This is a genomic window from Sphingomonas dokdonensis, assembly GCF_002197685.1.
Taxonomy (GTDB): domain Bacteria; phylum Pseudomonadota; class Alphaproteobacteria; order Sphingomonadales; family Sphingomonadaceae; genus Sphingomonas; species Sphingomonas dokdonensis.
This window is the reverse complement of the sequence record NZ_NBBI01000001.1, coordinates 564,321-584,946: the sequence shown is the minus strand read 5'-3', so window position 1 is coordinate 584,946 and position 20,626 is coordinate 564,321. Positions and strand designations below refer to the sequence as shown.

Below are 20,626 nucleotides of genomic sequence, written 5' to 3'. Positions count from 1 at the left end.
TGCGGGGTTTACTCCAGCGGGTCGATTGTGTCGAATGCTACCGTCTCGGCAACGGCGATCAGCGCGTGGTTCAGTTAGAGTCGCAGTCGGCGCAGCGACCCCGCACCTCGATCACCGGCCGCACCGGCACGAAGCCGGACGCGGAGGCCGCGTCCCGTACGCCGCTGGTCAGGCGATCATCGTCCAGGTGCGTCGTCTGCCCGCAGGTGTCGCAGACCAGAAAGATGCAGTCGTGCAGACAGCCGGGATGCGCGTTCGCGACATAGGCGTTTGCGCTTTCCACCTTGCGCACCAGATTGGTCCCGACGAACAGGTCGAGGATGCGGTACACACTGTTTGCCGCAACGCGGCGCCCCTCGGTTTTCGATACCTCCTCCGCAATATCATAGGCGCTGGCCGGCTTGTCGAAGCTTGCTAGCGCGCCGAATACGCTGGCGCGCATCGCGGTCCATTGCTCGCCGGCGCTCTCCAGCGTTGCCTGTGCAGCGTGCGCGAGATCCGCACCTTGCGGTTCATGGTGATGATGGGCGTTGGACATGATGTGGATTTAGGTCCGACTTGGGCTCGCAGCAAGCGCCGGCGTCCCTGCCGCGCGCACTGAGGATCAAGATGGTTCGCCACAGCCCGACATTCGCCTATGGCGATCCCGATCAATAAGGAGAACCGCCGTGGACCTTGGCCTATCGGGCAAAACCGCCATTATCTGCGCGTCCAGCCAGGGCTTGGGCCGGGCCTGCGCCGAAGAGCTGGCGCGCGCCGGCTGTCGCATCGTGCTGAATGGCCGTGAGCCGGAGCCGCTGGCGCAAACGGCTGCCGCGATCAGTGCCGAAACCGGCGCGACGGTAGCGACGGTTGCCGGCGACATCGGCGATCCGGCCGTGCAGGCAGCGCTGATCGAAACCGCCGGCACGCCCGACATCCTCGTGAACAACAACGGCGGCCCGCCACCGCGCGGCTTTCGAGACGTGGATGCCGCCGCGCTCCACGCCGGGCTCGACGCCAACATGGTCACGCCGATCCGCCTGGTGCAGCAGGTGATCGATGGCATGATCGAGCGTCGCTTCGGCCGCATCGTCTGCATCACGTCCGGCAGCGTAAAGTCTCCCGCCTCCGGGCTGGACCTGTCCAGCGGCGCGCGGATCGGCCTCACCGGTTTCCTTGCCGGGGTGGCGCGCGAGGTGGCCGGCGCGAATGTCACCATCAACTTTCTGCTACCCGGCCTGTTCGCCACCCGCCGCCTACCCGGCGTGATGAGCTTCGCCGCCAAGAGCCAGGGCATCGACATGGAAACGGCCGAGGCGCGTGGGCGCGAGCGGATCCCCGCCAAACGCTTCGGCGATCCGGCCGAGTTCGGCGCCGCCTGCGCCTTTCTGTGTTCGGCGCAGGCCGGGTTCATCACCGGACAAAGCCTGCTGATCGATGGCGGCGCTTATCCGGGGGTGCTATAAAGTACGACTTGTTTGCGCGCCGCGACATTTTCTTGCATGGGCGCGCGCCGAAAGGAACTGATTATGGCCGCCAATTGGGCCCCTGACAGCTGGACCTCGCACGAGGCGCGCCAGCTGCCCGACTATCCCGACGCCGCCGCGCTGACCGCGGCAACCGACACGCTGCGTAGCTATCCGCCGCTCGTATTCGCCGGCGAGGCGCGCAACCTGACGGCGGAGCTGGCGCGGGTTGCGGCGGGTGAGGCATTCCTGCTGCAGGGCGGCGATTGCGCGGAAAGTTTTGCCGAGTTCCACCCCAACAACATTCGCGACACGTTCCGCGTAATCCTGCAGATGGCGGTGGTCCTCACCTATGCCTCCAAGCTGCCGGTGGTGAAGCTCGGCCGCATGGCGGGCCAGTTCGCCAAGCCGCGCTCGGCCGGTACCGAGACGATCGACGGCGTGGAGCTGCCCTCCTACCGCGGCGACAACGTCAACGACATCGGCTTCACCGCCGAATCCCGCATCCCCGATCCCAAGCGCATGGTGCAGGGCTATGCCCAATCCGCCGCGACGCTGAACCTGCTGCGCGCCTTTGCGCAGGGCGGCTATGCCAATCTGGCGCAGGTCCACCGCTGGACGCTCGACTATATGGGGCGCAGCCCCTGGGCGACGAAATATGCCGAGACTGCCGATCGGATCGGCGAGGCGCTCGACTTCATGGCGGCGTGCGGGATCGATCCCGAAACGGTGCCGCAGCTGGCGCAGACCAGCTTCTACACCAGCCACGAGGCGCTGCTGCTTCCCTACGAGGAGGCGATGACGCGGCAGGATTCGCTAACGGGCGACTGGTACGACACTTCCGCCCATTTTCTGTGGATCGGCGACCGCACGCGCTTCGAAGGATCGGCCCACGTCGAGTTCCTGCGGGGCATCGGCAATCCGATCGGCGTGAAGTGCGGGCCGACGCTAGAGCCGGATGTGCTGCTGCGCCTCCTCGACACGCTGAACCCAGGCCGCGTGCCCGGGCGCATGACGCTGATCACCCGCTACGGCCACGACAAGATCGAGGCGGGCTTTCCCAAGCTGCTGCGCGCCGTCACGCGCGAAGGGCATCCGGTGATCTGGAGCTGCGATCCGATGCACGGCAACGTCGTGAAGGCGGCGAACGGCTACAAGACGCGGCCGTTCGAGCGTATCCTCGCTGAAGTGCGCGGCTTCTTCGCCGTTCATCGTGCGGAGGGCACGCACGCCGGCGGCATCCATGCCGAGATGACCGGGCAGAACGTCACCGAATGCACCGGCGGCGCGGTGGACGTGACCGAGCAGAGCCTCGCCGACCGCTACCACACGCATTGCGACCCCCGCCTCAACGCAGGCCAGAGCATCGAACTGGCGTTCCTGCTGGCCGAAATGCTCAACGCCGAGATGGCCGAACGCCGCAAGGTCGCGGCCTGAACGAAAAACGGCACGTGGCGGCTTGACGAGCCGCCGCGTCCCCCGTAGAGGCGCCGCTCCCGCTTGCACGGCCCCTTCGTCTAGCGGTCTAGGACGTCGCCCTCTCACGGCGAAAACACGGGTTCGAGTCCCGTAGGGGTCACCAGCGGCGAAGGTTCAAGACCTTTGCCCTTGCCACAGCAGCCGCAGCGTACCGGCTGACACACTCCCGTATAGAATGTGCCACAACATCGACTCTGCTTTTCTGCATGGCATCGGTTCGCTTCGACCCGCGAGCACACGGCGCTTCCATCGCCACGGATCTCTAATCAACGGCGCACGCCAATTTTCGCGCGAGCCGGAACGCTAGCCGTTCCAACGACTTGTCATGAGACACTTTCTGCAAGGGAATCTCATGACCGATCGCCCCACGCCGCCCCAGGCCGAACAGCAGCAGCCGATGCCCGGCAAGACGGAGGCAATGAACCCGCGGCCCGATCACGGCGAGCATAGCTATACCGGCCACGGTCGCCTGCTCGACAAGCGCGCGCTGATCACCGGTGCAGACAGCGGCATCGGCCGCGCCGTCGCGCTTGCCTATGCGCGCGAAGGCGCCGACGTCGCGATCAGCTATCTCGATGAGCATGACGACGCCGAGGAGACCAAGCGCCTCGTCGAAGACGCGGGCCGCCGCGCGCTGCTGCTGCCGGGCGACATCAGCGATCCGGCCCATGCGCGCAAGATCGTCGCAGACACTGCCGACGCATTCGGCCGCATCGACATTCTCGTGAACAACGCCGCGCACCAGGCGAGCTTTGCGAAGATCGAGGATATCAGCGACGAGGAGTGGCAGGTGACCTTTGCCACCAACATTCATGCGATGTTCTATCTGGTGAAGGCTGCGCTGCCGCACATGAAGGCGGGCGGTTCGATCATCAACACGACCTCCATCAACGCAGAAGACCCGAGCGAACAACTGCTCGCCTATGCGACGACCAAGGGCGCGATCTATAATTTCACTGCCGGACTTGGAAAGATGCTGGCCGACCGCAAGATCCGTGTGAATGCCGTGGCACCAGGCCCGGTCTGGACGCCGCTGATCCCGTCCACCATGCCGCCCGAAGCGGTGAAGTCGTTCGGCAGCAACACGCCGCTCGGCCGCGCGGCGCAGCCGGCCGAGCTCGCTGCGCCGTACGTCATGCTCGCCACTGAGGAGGCAAGCTACATCATCGGCGCCACGATCCCCGTCACGGGCGGCCGCGCCTTTATCTGATCAGGAGCGGGAGCGGGCATCACCACCCGCTTCCACGCACGACAAAAGACCGGGCGGCACGATGCCACCCGGCCTTTTGTGTATCTGCTACCAGCCGATCAGGCCGGCACGTCCGTTCAGGCGAGTGCCGACAGACGCTTGGTCAGACGCGAGAACTTGCGGCTGGCGGTGTTGCGGTGAAGAACGCCGCGCGCCACACCGCGTGCCAGCTCCGGCTGCACAGCCGCCAGAGCTTCGGTGGCTGCCGGCTTGTCACCCGCTGCGAGCGCTGCCTCGACCTTCTTCACGAAGGTGCGGATGCGGCTGACGCGCGCACCATTGATTTCGGCCCGGCGCTGGTTGCGGCGGATGCGCTTCTTCGCTTGCGGCGTGTTCGCCATTTACAGTCCTCGAATATCAGTCGATGAAAAAAGGGCGGCGGGAACACCCATCGCCCTGGAAGCCGCGCCCTTTAACGGCGATCATGCTGTTGGTCAACTCCGCTGGCAGGCCGGACACCAGAATGTGGAGCGGCCGCCTTCGGCATATCGCTGCACGGTGCCGCCGCATCCACAGGGCTGTCCTTCCCGGCCATATACCGCGAATTGCTTGGAAAAATAGCCAAGCTCGCCGTCCGGCCGCGCGTAGTCGCGCAGCGACGATCCGCCCGCCTCGATGGCGGACAGCAGCACGGCGCGGATTGCCTCCACCAGCCGCTCGAGCCGCGCAAGGCTGATGTTCCCTGCCGCCCGCTTGGGAGAGATTCGCGCCAGATACAACGCCTCGCAGACATAGATGTTGCCCAGCCCCGCCACGATCCGCTGGTCCAGCAGCATCAACTTGATCGAGGCCCGTCGTCCGGCCAGCGCCTCCTTCAGCCATTTGGCGCTGAGGTCCGGCCCCAGCGGCTCAGGTCCGAGGGCGGCAAAGGCAGGAAAGGCATCCAGCTCCGCCGTCGGCCAAAGATCGACCGAGCCGAAGCGTCGCGGATCGTTGAGCGCGACGCGCCGCCCCGCCTCCGTGTCGATGACGAGATGGTCGTGCACCAGCAACTCGCCCGGATCGACTCGCCAGCGGCCCGACATGCCCAGGTGAAAGATCATCGTCTGATCGCGATCGGTGTGGATCAGCCCGTATTTGGCACGCCGGCCGAGTGCGGTGATCTCGGCCCCGGTCATCACCTGCCGCAGCTCGGCCGGAAACGGCCGGCGCAGGTCGCCGCGCCGCGGCTCGATATGCCGCACGCGCGCACCCTCCAGAACGGGGCGTAGGCCGCGCACGGTTGTTTCGACTTCGGGAAGCTCAGGCATGTCCGGCCTTTAGCGCGTGTCGCTCGCCTGTCGACGCAGATCGAAAGCCGTGCGTGCTAGCGTCAGAAGCCCTAGCCCCGCCCTCGCCCCGCCGCTAGAGCCGCACGCATGAGCGACACCGTATCCTTCGGCTACGAAGACATCCCCGCAACGGAAAAGACTGCTCGCGTCGGCGGCGTCTTCACCAATGTGGCGTCCCGCTACGATCTGATGAACGATGCCATGTCGGCGGGCATGCATCGTTTGTGGAAGGATCGCTTCGTACGCCGGGTCAAGCCGCGCGCCGGCGAGCAGATCCTCGACATGGCCGGCGGCACGGGCGACATTGCCTTCCGCCTGCAACGCGACGGCGCATCGGTGACGGTTGCGGACATCAATCCCGCCATGCTCGAAGTCGGCGTGAAACGCGCGCAGGAGCGCGGGATTGACGGGCTGGTCTGGACGGAAGCGAATGCGGAGGTGCTCACCTTCCCCGATCGCTTCTTCGACGCCTATACGATCGCCTTTGGCATTCGGAACGTCACGGACATTCCGGCGGCGCTGCGCGAAGCGAACCGCGTTCTGCGGCGCGGCGGGCGATTCTTTTGCCTGGAATTTTCCACCACCACCTGGCCGGGCTTCAAGGAAGCCTATGATGCCTATTCGCATCATCTGGTGCCGAAGCTTGGGCAACTGCTGGCGGACGATGCGGACAGCTACCGCTACCTGATCGAGTCGATCCGCCGTTTCCCGGACATGCCGACGTTCGAAGGCATGATTCGCGACGCTGGCTTCGTTCAGACCAAGGTGGAGCCGCTGCTCGGGGGCCTCGTCGCGATCCATTCAGGCTGGAAGATATGATCGATCCCAGCCGCCCCTCGCGGGGCAGCGGCGAATGACGCACCCTGTCGTTCACACGTGGCGGCTGCTGAAGTGGGGCCGCACGCTGGCACGCCACGGCGCGCTTCAAGGCTTGGAGCACGACACCAAGACCCCGCCCCGGCTGCGGCGCCTGCTGCGCCTGGCGCGGCTTGGCGCGCGCGTGCCCGATCAGCCCCGCTATGCCGACGCGTTCGAGGCGATCGGTCCGGCCGCGGTCAAGCTCGGGCAGACGCTCGCCACCCGCCCCGACATCGTCGGCGACGAGGCTGCGCTTGATCTGCTGCGCTTGCAGGACGCGCTGCCGCCGCTGCCGTTCGAGGTCATTCGCCCGCAGATCGAGGACAGCCTCGGCCGGCCGATCGAGACGATGTTCGCCAGCTTCGATGAAAAGCCGGTCGGCGCCGCGTCGATCGCGCAGGTTCATCGCGCGGTGACGACGGACGGCCGCGCCGTCGCGGTAAAAGTGCTGCGCCCCGGCGTGGAGGCTGATTTCGAGCGCGCGATCGACACCTATGAATGGGCCGCTGCGCAGGTCGAGCCGATGGGCGGGGAGATCGCCCGGCTTCAGCCCCGCCTCGTCATCGCGACCTTCAAACGCTGGACCGCGCGCGAGCTCGATCTGCGCCGCGAGGCAGCCTCTGCCAGCGAACTGGCCGAAGGCATGGCGGCCGAGCCGAATTTCCATGTTCCCGAAATCGATTGGCCGCGCACCTCTGGCAAGGTGCTGACGCTTGAATGGATCGACGGCATCAAGCTGTCGAACCGCGCCGCGCTGGTCGAGGCTGGCTATGACCTGCCGCTGCTTGCACAAACCTTGGTTCACGCCTTCCTGCGGCAGGCGATCGCCGAGGGATTCTTTCACGCCGATCTTCACCAGGGCAATCTCTTCGCGCTCCCCGGCAATCGCATCGCCGCGGTCGATTTCGGCATCATGGGCCGCATCGACCGTCGCGCGCGCATTTGGCTGGCGGAAATCCTCTATGGTCTGATCACCGGCAATTACCGCCGCGTCGCCGAAATCCATTTCGAGGCCGAATACGTCCCCGCGCATCACGACGTTCGCGAATTCGCCACGGCCCTGCGCGCGGTCGGTGAGCCGATGCGCGGCCTGCCGGTGAAGGAAATGTCCATCGGCATGATGCTCGACGGGCTGTTCTCGATCACCCGTGATTTCGACATGGTCACCCAGCCGCACCTCCTGCTGCTGCAAAAGACCATGGTGATGGTGGAAGGCGTGGCGACCGCGCTCGATCCCGACATCAACCTGTGGGAAACCGCCGGCCCGTTCGTGGAGGATTGGATCCGCACCGAGCTGGGGCCGGAAGCCGCGGTGGCAGATCGCATCGTCGCCGATGTGAAGACACTGTATCGCCTGCCCGAGCTCGTCCGCCGGATTGAGGCGCGCTTCCCGGCACCTGGCGGCGCGCCCCCTGCCCCGCCGCTGCGTCAGATCGAGGTGGTGCGTATCGGCGGCGGCTGGCGCTATGCCGCCGTGGCATTCGCCAGCGCAGCTGCCGGGATCGTCGCAACCTGGGCGATGATGGGCTGATCGTGGCGAGAGCCGCCCGGCCGCTTCTGATCGCAGAGCCTTCGCGCTACGCCGGCCGCTCGGCGCGGCAGGCACGCAGGCTGCTCGCCGCACTCGCGCTGGTGCTGTTGATCGCGTTGCTGTCGGGCGGGTCCGGCGCCGCGACCGGGTCGCTGATCGAGATCACCAACGCCGGCGTGGTCGAGGCCATGCGCCACGGCAGCGACTATTACGCTGCTAGCCTCCAGGCGGCCCGGTCGGCCGACGCACCCTCGCGCCTCCTGTTCACCTTCCCTTTGCCCACTCTGGCGGTTCTACAGGCAGCTATCGGCCAGGTCGCCGCCGCTTTGCTGCTGTACGCGCTTGCCATGCTGACGCTATTCGCATGGTGGCAACGACTGCGCAGCGCTATCCCGCGCCCATCCGTGCGCGCCATCGCGGTCGTGCTCGCCGCCGCCGGCATGATCAACGCGCTGCTCGGCGAGTTTGTCGCGGTGCACGATCTGTGGGCCGGGTTGCTCCTCTCACTATCGCTCGCCGCACGCACGCCCCGCCACTGGATCACGGCCGCAGCGCTTGGATTCATGGCCGCGATGATCCGCGAAACGGCCGCTTTATACCTCGGCCTCATGCTCGTCGTCGCACTGCTCGAAGGGCATAAGCGGGAGGCGGCCGGCTGGGCGATCGTCATGGCGGTATTCGCCGCCGCCGTCGCCGTCCACCTTCAGGCGATAGCCGCCGTGATGGGCCCGCTCGGCGACCCGCAATCCGCCGACTGGGCCGGCGCCGCCGGCTTCGGCTTTGCGCTCCATGCGATCGCCGCCTCCACCGCACTGTCGCTGCTGCCATCGGGCGTCGCCGCGCTTCTCGTCGCACTTGCGATCGCGGGCTGGTCCGCCTGGCGCAACCCGCTGGCGACCCGCGTACTGGCCACCACCCTCGCGTTCGTTCTCGTGCTGACGTTCTGGAGCGGCCCGGGCCGCGCGCACTGGGCGTTCCTGATCGCGCCGCTTGTGCCGATCGGCCTCATCTTCGTCCCGGACGCGCTGCGCGACCTTGCGCGCGCCGCGCTCGACAGACGCCGCATCACCGTGACAAGAACGGCGGCATGAGCCGGGTACTTCTGATCGTCGGGGGCGGGATCGCCGCCTACAAGGCATGCGAGATCATCCGCCTGCTGCGCAAGGCGGGGCATGGCGTCCGCTGCGTGCTGACGGAGGGCGGCAGCCATTTCGTCACCGCCATGACGCTTGCCGCCTTGTCGGAGGAGGAGGTCCACACCACCCTTTGGGATCTGAAGGACGAGGCCGAGATGGGCCATATCCAGCTCAGCCGCCAGGCCGATCTGGTCGTCGTCGCGCCCGCCACGGCCGATCTGATGGCACGCATGGCCGGCGGCCTCGCCAACGATCTCGCGACCACCCTGCTGCTCGCCACTGACAAGCCGGTGCTCGCCGCACCCGCCATGAACGTGCGGATGTGGCTTCACCCCGCCACGCAGCGCAATGTCGCGCAGCTCCGTGCCGACGGCATCACCGTGATGGCGCCCGACGAGGGCGCTATGGCCTGCGGCGAGTTCGGCCCCGGCCGCCTGCCGGAGCCCGCCGCGATCCTCTCGCGGATCAAAGCGATGCTCGCCAAGCAACCGCAAGCCGGCACGCCTTCCGATCAGCCGCTCGCCGGCCGCCACATCCTCGTCACCGCCGGTCCGACGCACGAGCCAATCGATCCCGTGCGCTACATTGCCAATCGCTCATCGGGCAAACAGGGATTCGCGATCGCCGGCGCGCTGGCGGCGCGCGGCGCACGCGTCTCGCTCGTCGCCGGCCCCGTCGCCTTGCCGACACCCCCCGGCGTCACCCGCATCGACGTGGAAACCGCACGACAGATGGCTACCGCCGTGGACCAGGCCCTACCCGCAGACGCGGCGGTGATGGTCGCCGCCGTCGCCGACTGGCGCGCCGCGGACGCCGCCGAGCAGAAAATGAAGAAGGAGGCCGGCGGCATCCCCACGCTTCAGCTGGTCGAAAATCCTGACATCCTCGCGACACTCGGCCACAGCGCCGCCCGCCCCACATTGGTCGTCGGCTTTGCTGCGGAAACCGAGCATGTGGTCGATCACGCCCGCGCGAAGCTCGCGCGCAAGGGCGCCGACTGGATCGTCGCGAACGACGTATCAGGCGACGTGATGGGCGGCGACACCAACACCGTCCACCTCGTCTCAAGCACAGGCGTCGAAACCTGGGAGCATATGCCAAAAGCCGCCGTCGCCGATCGCCTCGCCGATCGCATCGTGGCCGCCCTCACCTCGGCGACGCCCGCCTGATCCGCCGCCGTCCGGGCTATTGCGGCCGGAGCGCCACCGCCCGCTCGAATACCGCCTCGAACATCTCCGCGGTCAGTCGCCCGGTATTCTGGTTGTAGCGCGAACAATGATAGCTATCGATCAGCACCCGCCCGTCCGGCATGCGATGCTCGGCAAGATGTCCAAACTTCGCTTTGGGCAATTTGCCGCCCAGCGCCTTCACCGCCGATTGATGCGCGATCTGCCCCAGCGCAACGAACACCGCTGCCTTGGGGAGCGCGGCCAGCGGCGCCTCCAGAAACGGGCGACAGGTGCGGATCTCTTCGGGCGTCGGCTTGTTCGCGGGCGGCAGGCAGCGGACGGCGTTGATCAGCATCGTACCGCGCAGGCTCAGTCCGTCATCCGGGCGCGCATCGAACTGCCCCTCGCTCAGCCCGAACTTTGCCAGCGTCGCATACAGCAGCTCGCCCGCATAATCGCCGGTGAAGGGGCGCCCGGTCCGGTTCGCCCCATGCTTGCCGGGGGCCAGCCCAACGATCACCAGCCAGGCGTCCGGGTCGCCAAAGGCCGGTATTGGCGCATTCCACCAGTCGGGATACTCGGCCTGCAATTCGTGGCGAAAGCTGACAAGGCGGGGGCACAGCGGGCAGTCGCGCGGCGGCTCGGTGGCCGGCAACGGGGAGGATGCGAAGGTCATTCCGGCCCGATAGGCTGCGACGCATGAGCGGCTCAACCTATCTTGTGGCAATCGGCTCAAATCGCCGCGGCCATCACGGGGCACCGCGCGACGAAGTAGCCGCTGCTGTCCAGGCACTGCCAGGGCTGGTCGCCGCAGCACCGATCATCACCAGCGCCCCGGTCGGCCCATCGATCAGGCAGTTCGCCAACACCGCCGCCCTGATCCACACGCCGCTCGAACCCGCCGATCTGCTGGGCGAGCTGAAATCGATCGAGCGCAGCTTTGGCCGGCGCCGCGGCCAGCGCTGGGGCGCGCGCGTCATCGATCTCGACATCATACTTTGGTCTGGAGGCGCCGTCATGGGGCGCGGGCTCACGATCCCCCACCCCGTCTTCCGCACGCGGGATTTCGTCCTGGCGCCGTTGCTTCATCTCGTTCCGCGATGGCGAGACCCGGTTACCGGTCGCACGATCGCGCAATTGCATGCCCGGTTGACCCGCCGCCGCTCTGTGCCTAGTCGCGTCGTCGCTGGTGCGGGTCCGTAGCTCAGTCGGTAGAGCAAGCGACTTTTAATCGAGAGGTCCCGGGTTCGAGCCCCGGCGGACCCACCAGCGGCTTTCTAAGGGCGTGTTTTTGCGCATGTCTTTGGAAGAAAACGGCTTTTCATCCCGTGCTGTGACACATTACTGAGTCACGATGGGTGATGAGACGTTGGCAAGATATCCGGGTCTGTATGCGCGCGAATCCGGCGTGTGGTATGTCCGCAAGCGCGTTCCGGTCGATCTGGTCGGGGTGGAGAAGCGCGCGAGTTTGCGCTTCAGCCTCGACACCGCCGACCTGCGGACCGCGATTAAACGCTACCCCTTCAAGCTCGCCGAGATCGAGTCGCACTTCGACAAGCTGCGCGAGCGCGTGCGGATAATGGGGCCGATCGCGGGCGCGTTGGCTCTCGGCAAGCTGGAACGATTGCGTCACGGGCAGATCGAAGCGGTAGTTTCGGATTGGTGGCGACGTCGCGAAGAGGCGCGCCGGCCCGTCTCCGAAGAGCCGGAGGAGATCGCCGCGATCGTAGCCGACGTGGAGCACGACGCCCGCCATGTCGGTGCGGGAGCCGACTGCATGGTCGTGCGATCGGCGGCGGACCGTCTGCTCGTGGACGCCGGCATCGCGGTTCGCCCCCTTCGCGTCGGCTCGATCACCGCTAAGGTTCCGCAGCCCGACGTCGATCGCGGGTCGACGAGCTACCGCTACCTTTGCGAACTCGTCGCGCGCGGTTTGAGCGCAGAGACGGCGCTCGCGAAGGATCATTTCTTGTCCCGAAGCGACGCGCCCTACGACCCCATCTTCAACCCCGACGTGAGCACGGGAAAGCAAGGATCATTCGTAAACGATCGACGACTTGCTGACTTGTTCGAAGCCTACACCGCCGAGCGCACCGCCCTTCATGGGGAGCAGAGCACCGAGAAGCGCTACGGTTTCGTCTTCCGCATCATGGCCGAGGTGCTTGGGAGCGACAAGTCGGTCTCGTCCCTTACACGAGCCGACTGCGTAAAGGTGCTCACCTTCTTGAAGCGCCTGCCACCTAACGCGAGCAAGCGCTTTCCCGACCTCTCGCTGACGGAGGTCGCTGAATTGGCCGACCAGCAGAGCTTGCCGCGCCTCGCTCCCAACTCGATAGCATCGTATATGCAGGCGCTGGCGGCGGTTCTCAGGTGGGCCGAGGATGCCGGGTGGGGCGTCGCGATCAACATGCGTGATCTGACTGGCTCCCGCGAGGCCACCGTGAAGCGGAGAGGCTTCCGGCCCGAGGAGCTTGAGGGCCTATTCGCCTCGCTCACCCCCTTTCGTCAGGCCGAGCCGGCAAAGTTCTGGGTGCCGGCATTGGCGCTCTTCACCGGTGCTCGTGCAGGAGAGCTTTGTCAGTTGCGGGTCGAGGACGTCGAGGAGGTGGAGGGCGTCAAGTGTCTTAACCTGTCGCTCTTCGACAAGACGGGCCGGCGAGTGGAGGACAAGCGCCTGAAGACGAAGGCGAGCGAGCGCTACGTGCCCCTCCACCCGGCTCTGCTCGACGCCGGTTTCGAGACGTTTGTGCGAGGCGGCAAGGAGGATGAGCGCCTCTTTCCCGCGCTGGAGCGCGGTCCGGACGAGCGCTACTCGCATGGCTTCTCGAAGTGGTTTGGCCGACACAAGAAGCGGATCGGCTTCGACGAGCCCGCTCTCGTGTTTCACAGCTTCCGGCATGGCTTCCGCGACGCTTGCCGGCGCGCCGAGATCAACGAGGAGACGGCGCAGGCGCTGGGCGGATGGGCTTCCGAAAGCCAAGCGGCTCGGTATGGCGACCGTGGGATGGTTCCCGTGCTCGATCGTGCCATCCGAAAGCTCGACTTCGGCAGTTTCACGCTTCCGCAGGCGAAGTGAGCGGCGCGGGTTCAGATGTGCGGTTGCAACCGGTTGCACGAAGGAAAATGCGTCCGTCTCGGAGCCTCGATCGAGAACGGAGAGGGAACTTGCCTCCTCCCCGCAGCGATGTAAGGTTTGGCGAGACGGCGAGTTCAAGGGGTCGATTGTGAAGGTAGCGGGGCTTTTCGCCGGTATAGGGGGTCTTGAGAATGGCTTGGCGCTGGCGGGCCACGAGACCGTGCTCACCTGCGAGATATGGGAGCCGGCAAGGGCCGTCCTCCAGAGCCACATGCCCGACGTGCCGTGCGAAAACGACGTTCGCGATCTCGCTTCGCTACCGTCGAACGTCGATCTCGTGGTTGGAGGCTTCCCATGTCAGGACCTCAGCCAAGCCGGTCTAACCGCCGGCATCTCCGGCGCAAGGTCGGGCCTCGTCGGGGAGGTGTTCCGACTGCTCGACGAGCGCGCGGTACCTTGGGTGGTGCTGGAGAACGTCTCCTTCATGCTCCAACTCGACAAGGGGCGCGGGATGCGCACTCTCGTCGAGGCGTTCGAGGAGCGTGGCTACCGATGGGCCTATCGGGTCGTGAACAGTCTCGGCTTTCTTCCCCAGCGGCGCGAGCGCGTGCTCTTCGTCGCAACCAATACGGAGATCGACCCCGCCACCGTCTTGTTCGCCGACGAGATCTACCCCGAGTTGCCTGGTACCGAGATCGACGTTCGTTCTCACGGCTTCTATTGGACCGAGGGGGTCAGGGGGTTGGGATGGGCGGTCGATGCCGTCCCGACGCTCAAGAACGGGTCCACGGTGGGGATAGCCTCACCACCCGCAATCCTGCTCCCGTGGGGCGATGTCATCACACCCGACATCCGGGACGCGGAGCGCCTTCAAGGTTTCTCTGAGAACTGGACGCAGCCCGCCGAAACCGTCAGCCGCGCATCTTCGCGATGGGCTCTCGTCGGGAACGCAGTATCGGTCCCGGTGGCGCGTTGGCTAGGAGAGCGTCTGGACCGTCCGGGCGACCACGACAGCGCGCGCGAGTTCGCCCTGTCCTCCGCCGGTAGGTGGCCGGTAGCGGCCCGCTTTGACGGTTCACAACGTGTGGGTGTGACGATCAACGGCTTTCCATGTTGGGAGCCTCGCCCGGCATTGGCCGACTTCTTGCGGCACCCTGGCAAGCTACTCTCGGCACGGGCGAGCCGTGGCTTTCTCTCACGGACTGAGCGGGCAAAGCTGCGTTTCGCCGATGGTTTCCAAGATCGTGTGCGAGCGCACTTGCACCGCATGGAAGCGGGCGTCGGCCCGTCGGAAGCGGAATACGCCGTTGCCGCTGAATGACGGGGCCCATCACCGATCCCGAGACCTCGGCGCGGATGGCCGGCATTCGACAAGCCGGAACGCGCATCGAGCAACTCGTCGGCGAGGCTCTCCACGCGGCGCGACACCGCTATCGAAAGAACGTGAAGTCGCTTCCCGGCTCACCCGACTTCGCGAACAAGGCCCGACGATGGGCCGTCTTCGTCAACGGATGCTATTGGCACCATCACACGGGTTGCAAGAAGGCGACGGTCCCCAAGCGCAACACGGGGTTTTGGACCGACAAATTTCGCGCCAACCGAGCCCGCGATGCACGCGCGATCAGAGCACTGCGCCGACAAGGCTATAAGGTCGTCGTGGTCTGGGAATGTGAGAGGGCGATCATCGCCGACCGGTTAGCCCAGGTCCTTGAAGCGGGTCGCGTAGATACCCGCGAGACGTGAGATCATGGTATCGTAGTGGTAGATGTCTCGCGGCGGTGGAGCGGGCGGCTCGGTTACGAGGCGGACAGGGCTGCCGTCGTTCGTCATCTCGATTACCGTGATGGCGAGAGCATCATAGCCGACGTCGCCAACTCTCGACCGCCGGGGAAGCTGTCTTGCCTTTTCGATCGCAAGCGCGGCGGCACGAGGTTGCTTGTGCCGGCTCCACTCCGGGTCGGTTGCGCGGTTTTTCTTGTTCAGGTCAGGGCTTAGGTAGTCCTCCGCGATGTTCACCATTGCGAAACCGACTGCGATGGCTTGATCGCTTGCACCGTGAACCGTCGAATGGGACGAGTTCAACTCGTCGTAGAACCGAGGCAGCGCCTTTTGGTGCGCGGTCATAACCGCCTTCGCCTCTAACGCCATCAGGACCGAGCCGACCGGAGCGCGTGTGAGCGGAGGAAGTGAGCTTAGGCGCTTCGCCTCATCGGCGCTAAGGTCAATCGAGAGGCCGGCTGCCATGTCGGCCAACGTCGCAGATGTCGCCGCACCTCCGGGGGTGCAGAGAACCAGGTCTAGGTTCTTCTTCCGGTCATGTACGAAGTCGCGCATCTCGTGGTTGATCCCGAAATGCACGATGCCGTCCTCGACGTGGCGGCGCAGGAGCGGCGTCGTCAGGAGCAGATCGAACACGATCCCCCAGCAAGCTACCTTGGAGTGGTGGTCGCTTCGGGAGTGATACTGCCAGACGTTGCCGTGAGTGTCCCGTCTCGTTGGTTTCGAGAGCGTACGAACGAGTATTTCCGGACCGAACATGCCTTGCCGCTACCCCCCTCGGCGGGCGAAGCAGGCTCGCAACGCCGGTTGTGTCATCCGAGTAGCGAGGCGGCGAGTCAATCTCGCGTGCCGGCATGAGAGGGCAGAACGCACCCGCGTAGGGGCTTGAGTTTCGACGCGGATTGCAACGGGTTGCAACGGCTACGCCTCCTTCTGGAGCTTGCGCGCGAGCCGGGCTGCCGATTCAAGCCATCTGAGTTGGTCGTCGCCCAAGCCCTCCGCCTCCGCGATAAGCACCTCGTATCGAGGCGCGCCTTCCCCTGTGCCGGCGAATAGGGAAGCGATCGTCACGCCAAGGGCGCGGCTGATCCCGTCGAGAGTGGCAAGAGAGGGTGCCCGAACGCCCCGCTCCAACTTGCGCACCCATTCCTCGGAAGTGCCGGAGGCGTCCGCAAGCGAGGCCTGTGACAAGCCCTGATCGACTCTCAAGGTTCTTATCCGAGCACCGAGTTTGACGCCAAGGTCTGACATCCGCCGGGTCTGACGGTTGGACGGCCTTCTCCAAAGGAACGCATCGTACCGGCAGCCGGTATGATATGTTGAACTCCGCTTCCTCTGCGCTAAACAACGTAGATGAGCTTTCTCCTTTTCGTCCTCGCACAAACCACGACCACACCCGTAGGCCCCGTGCTCGTCACTCCAGAGCAGATTGCGACCGCTCGAAAGCTCCTCGAAGATGGGCTGCGAGATTATCAGGGTAGTCGTTTCCGGAACTTCCGAGCCGTTCGTGCCGCCGACCAACTTGCCCTGTGCGGGGAGGCTAACACTCGGAATGGAGCGGGCGGACTCACCGGTTGGCAGCAACTCGGCGTCGTGATCGAGGGATCATATCAGCGCCTCGTGGACGTAGCTCCGAACGGCTACACCGGATTGGCCGAGTTCACGCGCGTATGCATCGCCCACGCACACAACCCCGCCGCAGGGGATAGAGACGTCGGCCCGGCGGGTGCAATCGAAGGGACGGACGATTTAACCCCGGCCCTCCAGCCCGCAGTGACGCCGGTCGGGTAAAGCGCGAACGAAGTTTTGGCCTCTCTCGGCGGCTCGGTCATAATTCGAGAGCGCGATGGGTCGGACGTTCCACGTGCAGATCAAACGACTCTAAACTTGTAGCTTTTGAGTCAGGTCGGCAAAGTCCCGTCAGTGTGTCTCATAAGATAGTTGACGGACTTCTGCGTATGCCGCAGAATATCAGAGATCTTTTGAGGCAGGTACCACATGAGCCGTATCGCGTACTTCAGGGTTTCGACCGGGAGCCAGAGCGTCGAAGCGCAGAGACAGGCCCTCGGTCAGGCCTTCGATCGTGAGTTCGTTGATGAGGGTGTCAGCGGCGCGACGCTGGCCGCCGAGCGTCCGGGGTTTTCCAAGCTCCTTTCGTATATTCGAGAGGGAGACACGCTTTTCGTGTACGCCCTAGATAGGCTTGGGCGCGATGCCTTGGACGTTCAAGCGACGGTGCGCCGACTACTGGACGCCGGCGTCAACGTCGATGTGCGTGGGCTGGGTGCGATCGGTCGCGGTGCCGGAGAGATCGTTGTCGCCGTGCTCGCGCAGATCGCCGATTTGGAGCGGCAGCGTATAAAGGAGCGCTGCGATGCCGGCAGGGACGCTGCCCGGATTGCACTCTCGACCACCGGCAGAACGCATCGTGGCAAAGCCAGCTTGGGTCGGCCTCGTAGTGCTGATCCGGACGTAGTGGCGGCATGGAGGCGGGCCAACGGAGCCAGCATCAGTGAAACAATGGCCGCGTTTGGTCTCTCCAAGGCGACTGTGTCACGGTATTGCGCAGGTGCCTCGGCCTAGCACGTGGATGTCGTTGTACCTATTGCGAGAGGTCCTGAATATAAGATCGTAGGACGTACAATCGTGACGCATACAACGAACGTGGCCTCTGCCGAGCGCGAGTTCGCGGAGGATCTGAAGTGCCTTTCGGCTGGCGAACTGCGGAAGAAGTACAGGGGCGAGGCAAGCTGCCACGCGAACATGAAGCGGCGTGCGAAGCAAGGGCTGTGCGAGGTCGATCCTGCTTGGGATCAGTTTCGAGGCTTCCTCGCAGATATGGGTCCGCGATTGATCCCTAACGGCAGCATTGAACGGATCGACAACTCCAATCGGCGCTATGGACCCGCCCTGTGCCGGTGGGCAACGAAGGCTGAACAGACGCGAAATCGGGCTAACACACGGTGGGCCAATTATAACGGCGAGCGCGTGACGGTCGGCGAGTTAGCTGAACGGCTGGGCACTCCGTACAGCACGCTACACTCGGCGCTGGAGCGGGGACAGACGGCGGAGGAGGTGGCTCGCCGTCTCGCTTCTAAGAACGCAGGCAGTGGCCTGTACACGCCTCCGTGGGCCGATACGACCGAAAGGCAAATGGCGGTCCAGCGCGAATATGCGTTGTGGCTGAAGACGGTTAAGCGACCCGATCGCCGGAAGCTGGTATCACGCGAGGTCTTCAGCATCATCGTGGCAGCCAAGATGTTCGTGTCCGCGCGACGACGGCTGGAGCAAATGGGCATTCACGAGATTGTTCCGGACGAAGAAAACGACTTCAATGCTCGTGCAGCAAAGGAACTTCGGATTGTCCGTGAGGCTTTGAGCTGGGCACAAGACGCTGGTCGCGCCCTAGCTGCGGCAGACCTAAGATTAGCCGCGCGCCTCTACCCTTTCAATGAAGCGGATCTCGTTCGGCGCGCAGAGTTCTATGAGTGGTTCACCGCACCAATCGACATCTGATTGAAAGTAAGGCTGCGTTGCAACCCGGTGCAACAGCTCAAAATCGCACCCGGTTCTCTCATTTGAAGACGTCGCCGCGTAAGCCACATAACCGGTAAAGGGCCGCAAGTCGAGGGCAAGGACGGTAACGGGACCAGCTTGTCTCTGCTGCTGTCCAGATATGTAACCATTAAAGTTGACTGTCAGTGAACGGCTATGCACTCTCGGGGTAAGAAAGGAGGCACTGTGATGCTCTTATACTCTCCGGGTGACTTGGTTATATTCAGGAAATACTTTGATGCGAAAAGTTGGGGCCTGTGGCCCGGTGATCTACTTGGGATTGCTCACGGCGACGGCGACGGCGTTCTCACGTGCTACCGTCTCGATTGGAGAGGGCGCATCTTCGAGCGTGAGAGCTACCTGCTGTTTAGTGAGGAGGTAAGGCCCGTGCCCGCGCCAACGTTGCCGATGAAGCGATTTCCTCCGCCTTGGGGCGTGTCTGACAATGAGGAGGAGGATCAGGGCTTCATCTGGACGGGGTGCCACGTGGGAACAGCTTAACGTTGCGGTACGTCATCCCGCAGCAATCTATCGAGCCGCCTAACCGCGATCGGCGAACAGTCTGATGATCGAGCGCACGGACGATCCTTCACAAAGCACAGCGAGAATTTGAGCGCGTTTGGCGAGAGGAAGCTTGTTCATGCCATTTCGACATAAACTTCTCTGCTTAGGGCTAAGCGCTATCTGCATGCCGTGCGCCATGCTTGCAATTTTCGACTAGCAAGCATATGCTTGCGCCATAGGGTCAGCAAGCAGGATGGCGTCGATGAAAGATTTTACTCCACAATCGAAGGGCGGGGCCGCCCGCGCAAAGGCGCTCACAAAGGAAGAACGAAGCGCCATTGCGCGTAAGGCGGCAGCGGGGCGCTGGGCCAAGGATTTGCCAGCCGCCGAGTACACAGGAGACGTCGACATCGGAGGCACGAAAATCTCGTGCGCTGTTCTGAGCGACGGAACGAGAGTTTTGACGCAGAGTGACATGATGCGCGCCTTAGGCAGGGCACGCCAAGCCAAGGGACGCGCCTTCTATAAGGGCGACGTCAATCTGCCAGCTTTCATCACTGCACAGAACCTAAAACCGTTCATTCCCGAAGAGTTATATGTGACGTCCAGTCAGGTAGAATTTGTTCTGCCGTCTGGACAACGTGCGTTCGGGTATCGCGCAGAAATGCTGCCGCAGATTTGTGAGGTTTATCTAAAAGCGCGTGACGCTCTCGCCTTGAAGCCCTCGCAAGAGCACGTCGCGAAGCAAGCAGACATCCTCATGCGTGGATTGGCAAAAGTCGGCATCGTCGCGTTGGTTGATGAAGCGACCGGCTTCCAACGGGATCGGGCATCCGACGCTCTAAGCAAGATACTAGAAGCTTTCATCGCAGCGGAATTGCAGCCTTGGGTTAAGACGTTTCCAGACGAATTTTACGCAGAGCTGTTCCGACTGCGTGGGCTGGATTATCCCCATGATACTGTGAAGCGGCCACAGTATTTCGGTTATCTCACCACAGACATAATCTACGATCGTCTCGCACCGGGCGTGAAGGAAGAACTTAGGAAAGCAACGCCAAAAACTTCAAAAGGCCGACTGTCGCAGCACTTGCACCGTCGTTTAACGCCTGACTTGGGTCATCCCAAGTTGCGCGAACACATGTCGTCTGTTGTCACAATCATGAAATTGAGTGACGATTACGATGATTTTCACGAAAAACTGGACCGCCTTCACCCAAAATATGGGGAAACAATCCCATTGGCTCTACCTGCCCCCCAAAGTAAGGGCCTCTAGGTTTTTGCCCACCGCGTAGCCGCCGCGACCTGAGCAATCTCGCGGCGGCGTTCTGGCATCATGCTCGCGACTCGCTTCTTCCCACCCTTGCGCCCCATCTCGGCGGCGGCGCTGGACAGGCCTTCGCGATCGTCCACAATTTCGTCAGTGGCGATCTTACCGATCATCACCGCAAGGCCGATCGCGTCGGCGGGTGCTTCTTTCCGTTTGCTTACTTAGGCATCCCGCACCTTATTATTCCCGAGGATTGCTGAAGGCCGCTCGCGAACGATGAAGGTACCGTTATCGCCGTGGTATG

At 64.2% G+C, this 20,626-nt stretch carries 21 protein-coding genes and 2 tRNA genes; 16 read left to right on the top strand and 7 right to left on the bottom strand.

All coding sequences use genetic code 11. The features are described from left to right. Nucleotides 1-70: 70 nt before the first annotated feature. On the bottom strand, nucleotides 71-538 hold the full coding sequence (locus tag SPDO_RS02750; RefSeq protein WP_088365884.1) for a Fur family transcriptional regulator: 468 nt from the start codon (nucleotides 536-538) through the stop codon (nucleotides 71-73). 130 nt (nucleotides 539-668) lie between these two features. Between SPDO_RS02750 and SPDO_RS02745 the strand changes: the two genes are divergently transcribed. The 4 genes from SPDO_RS02745 to SPDO_RS02730 all read left to right on the top strand — a co-directional run bounded on the left by SPDO_RS02745 (nucleotide 669) and on the right by SPDO_RS02730 (nucleotide 4,137). Further along, entirely contained in the window at nucleotides 669-1,448 is a 780-nt protein-coding gene (locus tag SPDO_RS02745; RefSeq protein WP_088365883.1) for an SDR family oxidoreductase, read from the top strand. A gap of 63 nt (nucleotides 1,449-1,511) precedes the next feature. After that, a complete protein-coding gene (locus tag SPDO_RS02740) occupies nucleotides 1,512-2,885 on the top strand; it encodes a class II 3-deoxy-7-phosphoheptulonate synthase (RefSeq protein ID WP_088366343.1) in 1,374 nt (457 codons plus the stop codon). A gap of 69 nt (nucleotides 2,886-2,954) precedes the next feature. After that, nucleotides 2,955-3,030, top strand: a tRNA-Glu gene (locus SPDO_RS02735). A 249-nt stretch (nucleotides 3,031-3,279) separates the two neighbouring features. Beyond that, entirely contained in the window at nucleotides 3,280-4,137 is an 858-nt protein-coding gene (locus SPDO_RS02730; protein ID WP_088365882.1) for a glucose 1-dehydrogenase, read from the top strand. Between the two features lie 116 nt (nucleotides 4,138-4,253). Here SPDO_RS02730 and rpsT read toward each other — a convergent pair whose 3' ends face one another. Both rpsT and mutM read right to left on the bottom strand, forming a co-directional pair. After that, nucleotides 4,254-4,517, bottom strand: coding sequence for a 30S ribosomal protein S20 (gene rpsT, locus SPDO_RS02725; protein WP_088365881.1), 264 nt, complete (start codon nucleotides 4,515-4,517; stop codon nucleotides 4,254-4,256). Nucleotides 4,518-4,610: 93 nt separating this feature from the next. Then, nucleotides 4,611-5,426, bottom strand: coding sequence for a bifunctional DNA-formamidopyrimidine glycosylase/DNA-(apurinic or apyrimidinic site) lyase (mutM, locus tag SPDO_RS02720; RefSeq protein WP_088365880.1), 816 nt, complete (start codon nucleotides 5,424-5,426; stop codon nucleotides 4,611-4,613). A gap of 108 nt (nucleotides 5,427-5,534) precedes the next feature. On the opposite strand from mutM, the gene SPDO_RS02715 reads away from it, so the two are divergent. The 4 genes from SPDO_RS02715 to coaBC are packed head-to-tail and all read left to right on the top strand — an operon-like array spanning nucleotide 5,535 to nucleotide 10,141. Then, a complete protein-coding gene (locus SPDO_RS02715; protein ID WP_088365879.1) occupies nucleotides 5,535-6,266 on the top strand; it encodes a class I SAM-dependent methyltransferase in 732 nt (243 codons plus the stop codon). 34 nt (nucleotides 6,267-6,300) lie between these two features. Beyond that, nucleotides 6,301-7,836, top strand: coding sequence for a 2-polyprenylphenol 6-hydroxylase (ubiB, locus tag SPDO_RS02710; RefSeq protein ID WP_088365878.1), 1,536 nt, complete (start codon nucleotides 6,301-6,303; stop codon nucleotides 7,834-7,836). 2 nt (nucleotides 7,837-7,838) lie between these two features. Continuing rightward, nucleotides 7,839-8,927, top strand: a complete 1,089-nt coding sequence (locus tag SPDO_RS02705) for a hypothetical protein (RefSeq protein ID WP_088365877.1) — start codon at nucleotides 7,839-7,841, stop codon at nucleotides 8,925-8,927. Continuing rightward, nucleotides 8,924-10,141: a bifunctional phosphopantothenoylcysteine decarboxylase/phosphopantothenate--cysteine ligase CoaBC gene (gene coaBC, locus SPDO_RS02700; protein ID WP_088365876.1), complete on the top strand. Its 1,218-nt coding sequence runs from the start codon at nucleotides 8,924-8,926 to the stop codon at nucleotides 10,139-10,141. The genes SPDO_RS02705 and coaBC overlap by 4 nt, the downstream gene beginning before the upstream one ends. 16 nt (nucleotides 10,142-10,157) lie before the next feature. On the opposite strand, the gene SPDO_RS02695 is transcribed toward coaBC, so the two are convergent. After that, nucleotides 10,158-10,817, bottom strand: a complete 660-nt coding sequence (locus SPDO_RS02695) for a uracil-DNA glycosylase (RefSeq protein WP_088365875.1) — start codon at nucleotides 10,815-10,817, stop codon at nucleotides 10,158-10,160. Between the two features lie 23 nt (nucleotides 10,818-10,840). On the opposite strand from SPDO_RS02695, the gene folK reads away from it, so the two are divergent. The 5 genes from folK to SPDO_RS02670 all read left to right on the top strand — a co-directional run bounded on the left by folK (nucleotide 10,841) and on the right by SPDO_RS02670 (nucleotide 14,960). Then, nucleotides 10,841-11,344 (top strand): 2-amino-4-hydroxy-6-hydroxymethyldihydropteridine diphosphokinase, encoded by a 504-nt coding sequence (gene folK, locus SPDO_RS02690; protein WP_088365874.1) that lies wholly within the window; start codon nucleotides 10,841-10,843, stop codon nucleotides 11,342-11,344. Further along, nucleotides 11,335-11,410 (top strand) — tRNA-Lys (locus SPDO_RS02685). Before folK ends, SPDO_RS02685 begins: the two co-directional genes overlap by 10 nt. 85 nt (nucleotides 11,411-11,495) lie before the next feature. Next, a complete protein-coding gene (locus SPDO_RS02680) occupies nucleotides 11,496-13,217 on the top strand; it encodes a site-specific integrase (RefSeq protein ID WP_088365873.1) in 1,722 nt (573 codons plus the stop codon). After that, nucleotides 13,132-14,538 carry a DNA cytosine methyltransferase gene (locus tag SPDO_RS02675; protein WP_281252547.1) on the top strand — a complete coding sequence of 469 codons (1,407 nt, stop codon included), beginning with the start codon at nucleotides 13,132-13,134 and terminating at the stop codon, nucleotides 14,536-14,538. Before SPDO_RS02680 ends, SPDO_RS02675 begins: the two co-directional genes overlap by 86 nt. After that, nucleotides 14,535-14,960, top strand: a complete 426-nt coding sequence (locus SPDO_RS02670; RefSeq protein ID WP_088365871.1) for a very short patch repair endonuclease — start codon at nucleotides 14,535-14,537, stop codon at nucleotides 14,958-14,960. Before SPDO_RS02675 ends, SPDO_RS02670 begins: the two co-directional genes overlap by 4 nt. Here SPDO_RS02670 and SPDO_RS02665 read toward each other — a convergent pair. Both SPDO_RS02665 and SPDO_RS17350 read right to left on the bottom strand, forming a co-directional pair. After that, a complete protein-coding gene (locus tag SPDO_RS02665) occupies nucleotides 14,913-15,632 on the bottom strand; it encodes a hypothetical protein (protein WP_211279980.1) in 720 nt (239 codons plus the stop codon). The genes SPDO_RS02670 and SPDO_RS02665 overlap by 48 nt on opposite strands. A gap of 285 nt (nucleotides 15,633-15,917) precedes the next feature. Continuing rightward, nucleotides 15,918-16,247, bottom strand: a complete 330-nt coding sequence (locus tag SPDO_RS17350) for a helix-turn-helix domain-containing protein (RefSeq protein ID WP_088365869.1) — start codon at nucleotides 16,245-16,247, stop codon at nucleotides 15,918-15,920. A 747-nt stretch (nucleotides 16,248-16,994) separates the two neighbouring features. Here SPDO_RS17350 and SPDO_RS02650 point away from each other — a divergent pair. From SPDO_RS02650 to SPDO_RS02635, 3 genes are all read left to right on the top strand, one after another. Next, entirely contained in the window at nucleotides 16,995-17,579 is a 585-nt protein-coding gene (locus SPDO_RS02650) for a recombinase family protein (protein ID WP_088365867.1), read from the top strand. A gap of 63 nt (nucleotides 17,580-17,642) precedes the next feature. Further along, nucleotides 17,643-18,512, top strand: a complete 870-nt coding sequence (locus tag SPDO_RS02645; protein WP_143559561.1) for a hypothetical protein — start codon at nucleotides 17,643-17,645, stop codon at nucleotides 18,510-18,512. A gap of 805 nt (nucleotides 18,513-19,317) precedes the next feature. Further along, entirely contained in the window at nucleotides 19,318-20,328 is a 1,011-nt protein-coding gene (locus tag SPDO_RS02635; RefSeq protein WP_088366342.1) for a P63C domain-containing protein, read from the top strand. Here SPDO_RS02635 and SPDO_RS02630 read toward each other — a convergent pair. Further along, nucleotides 20,325-20,495 (bottom strand): RNA-binding protein, encoded by a 171-nt coding sequence (locus SPDO_RS02630; RefSeq protein WP_088365864.1) that lies wholly within the window; start codon nucleotides 20,493-20,495, stop codon nucleotides 20,325-20,327. The genes SPDO_RS02635 and SPDO_RS02630 overlap by 4 nt on opposite strands. Nucleotides 20,496-20,626: the final 131 nt, after the last annotated feature.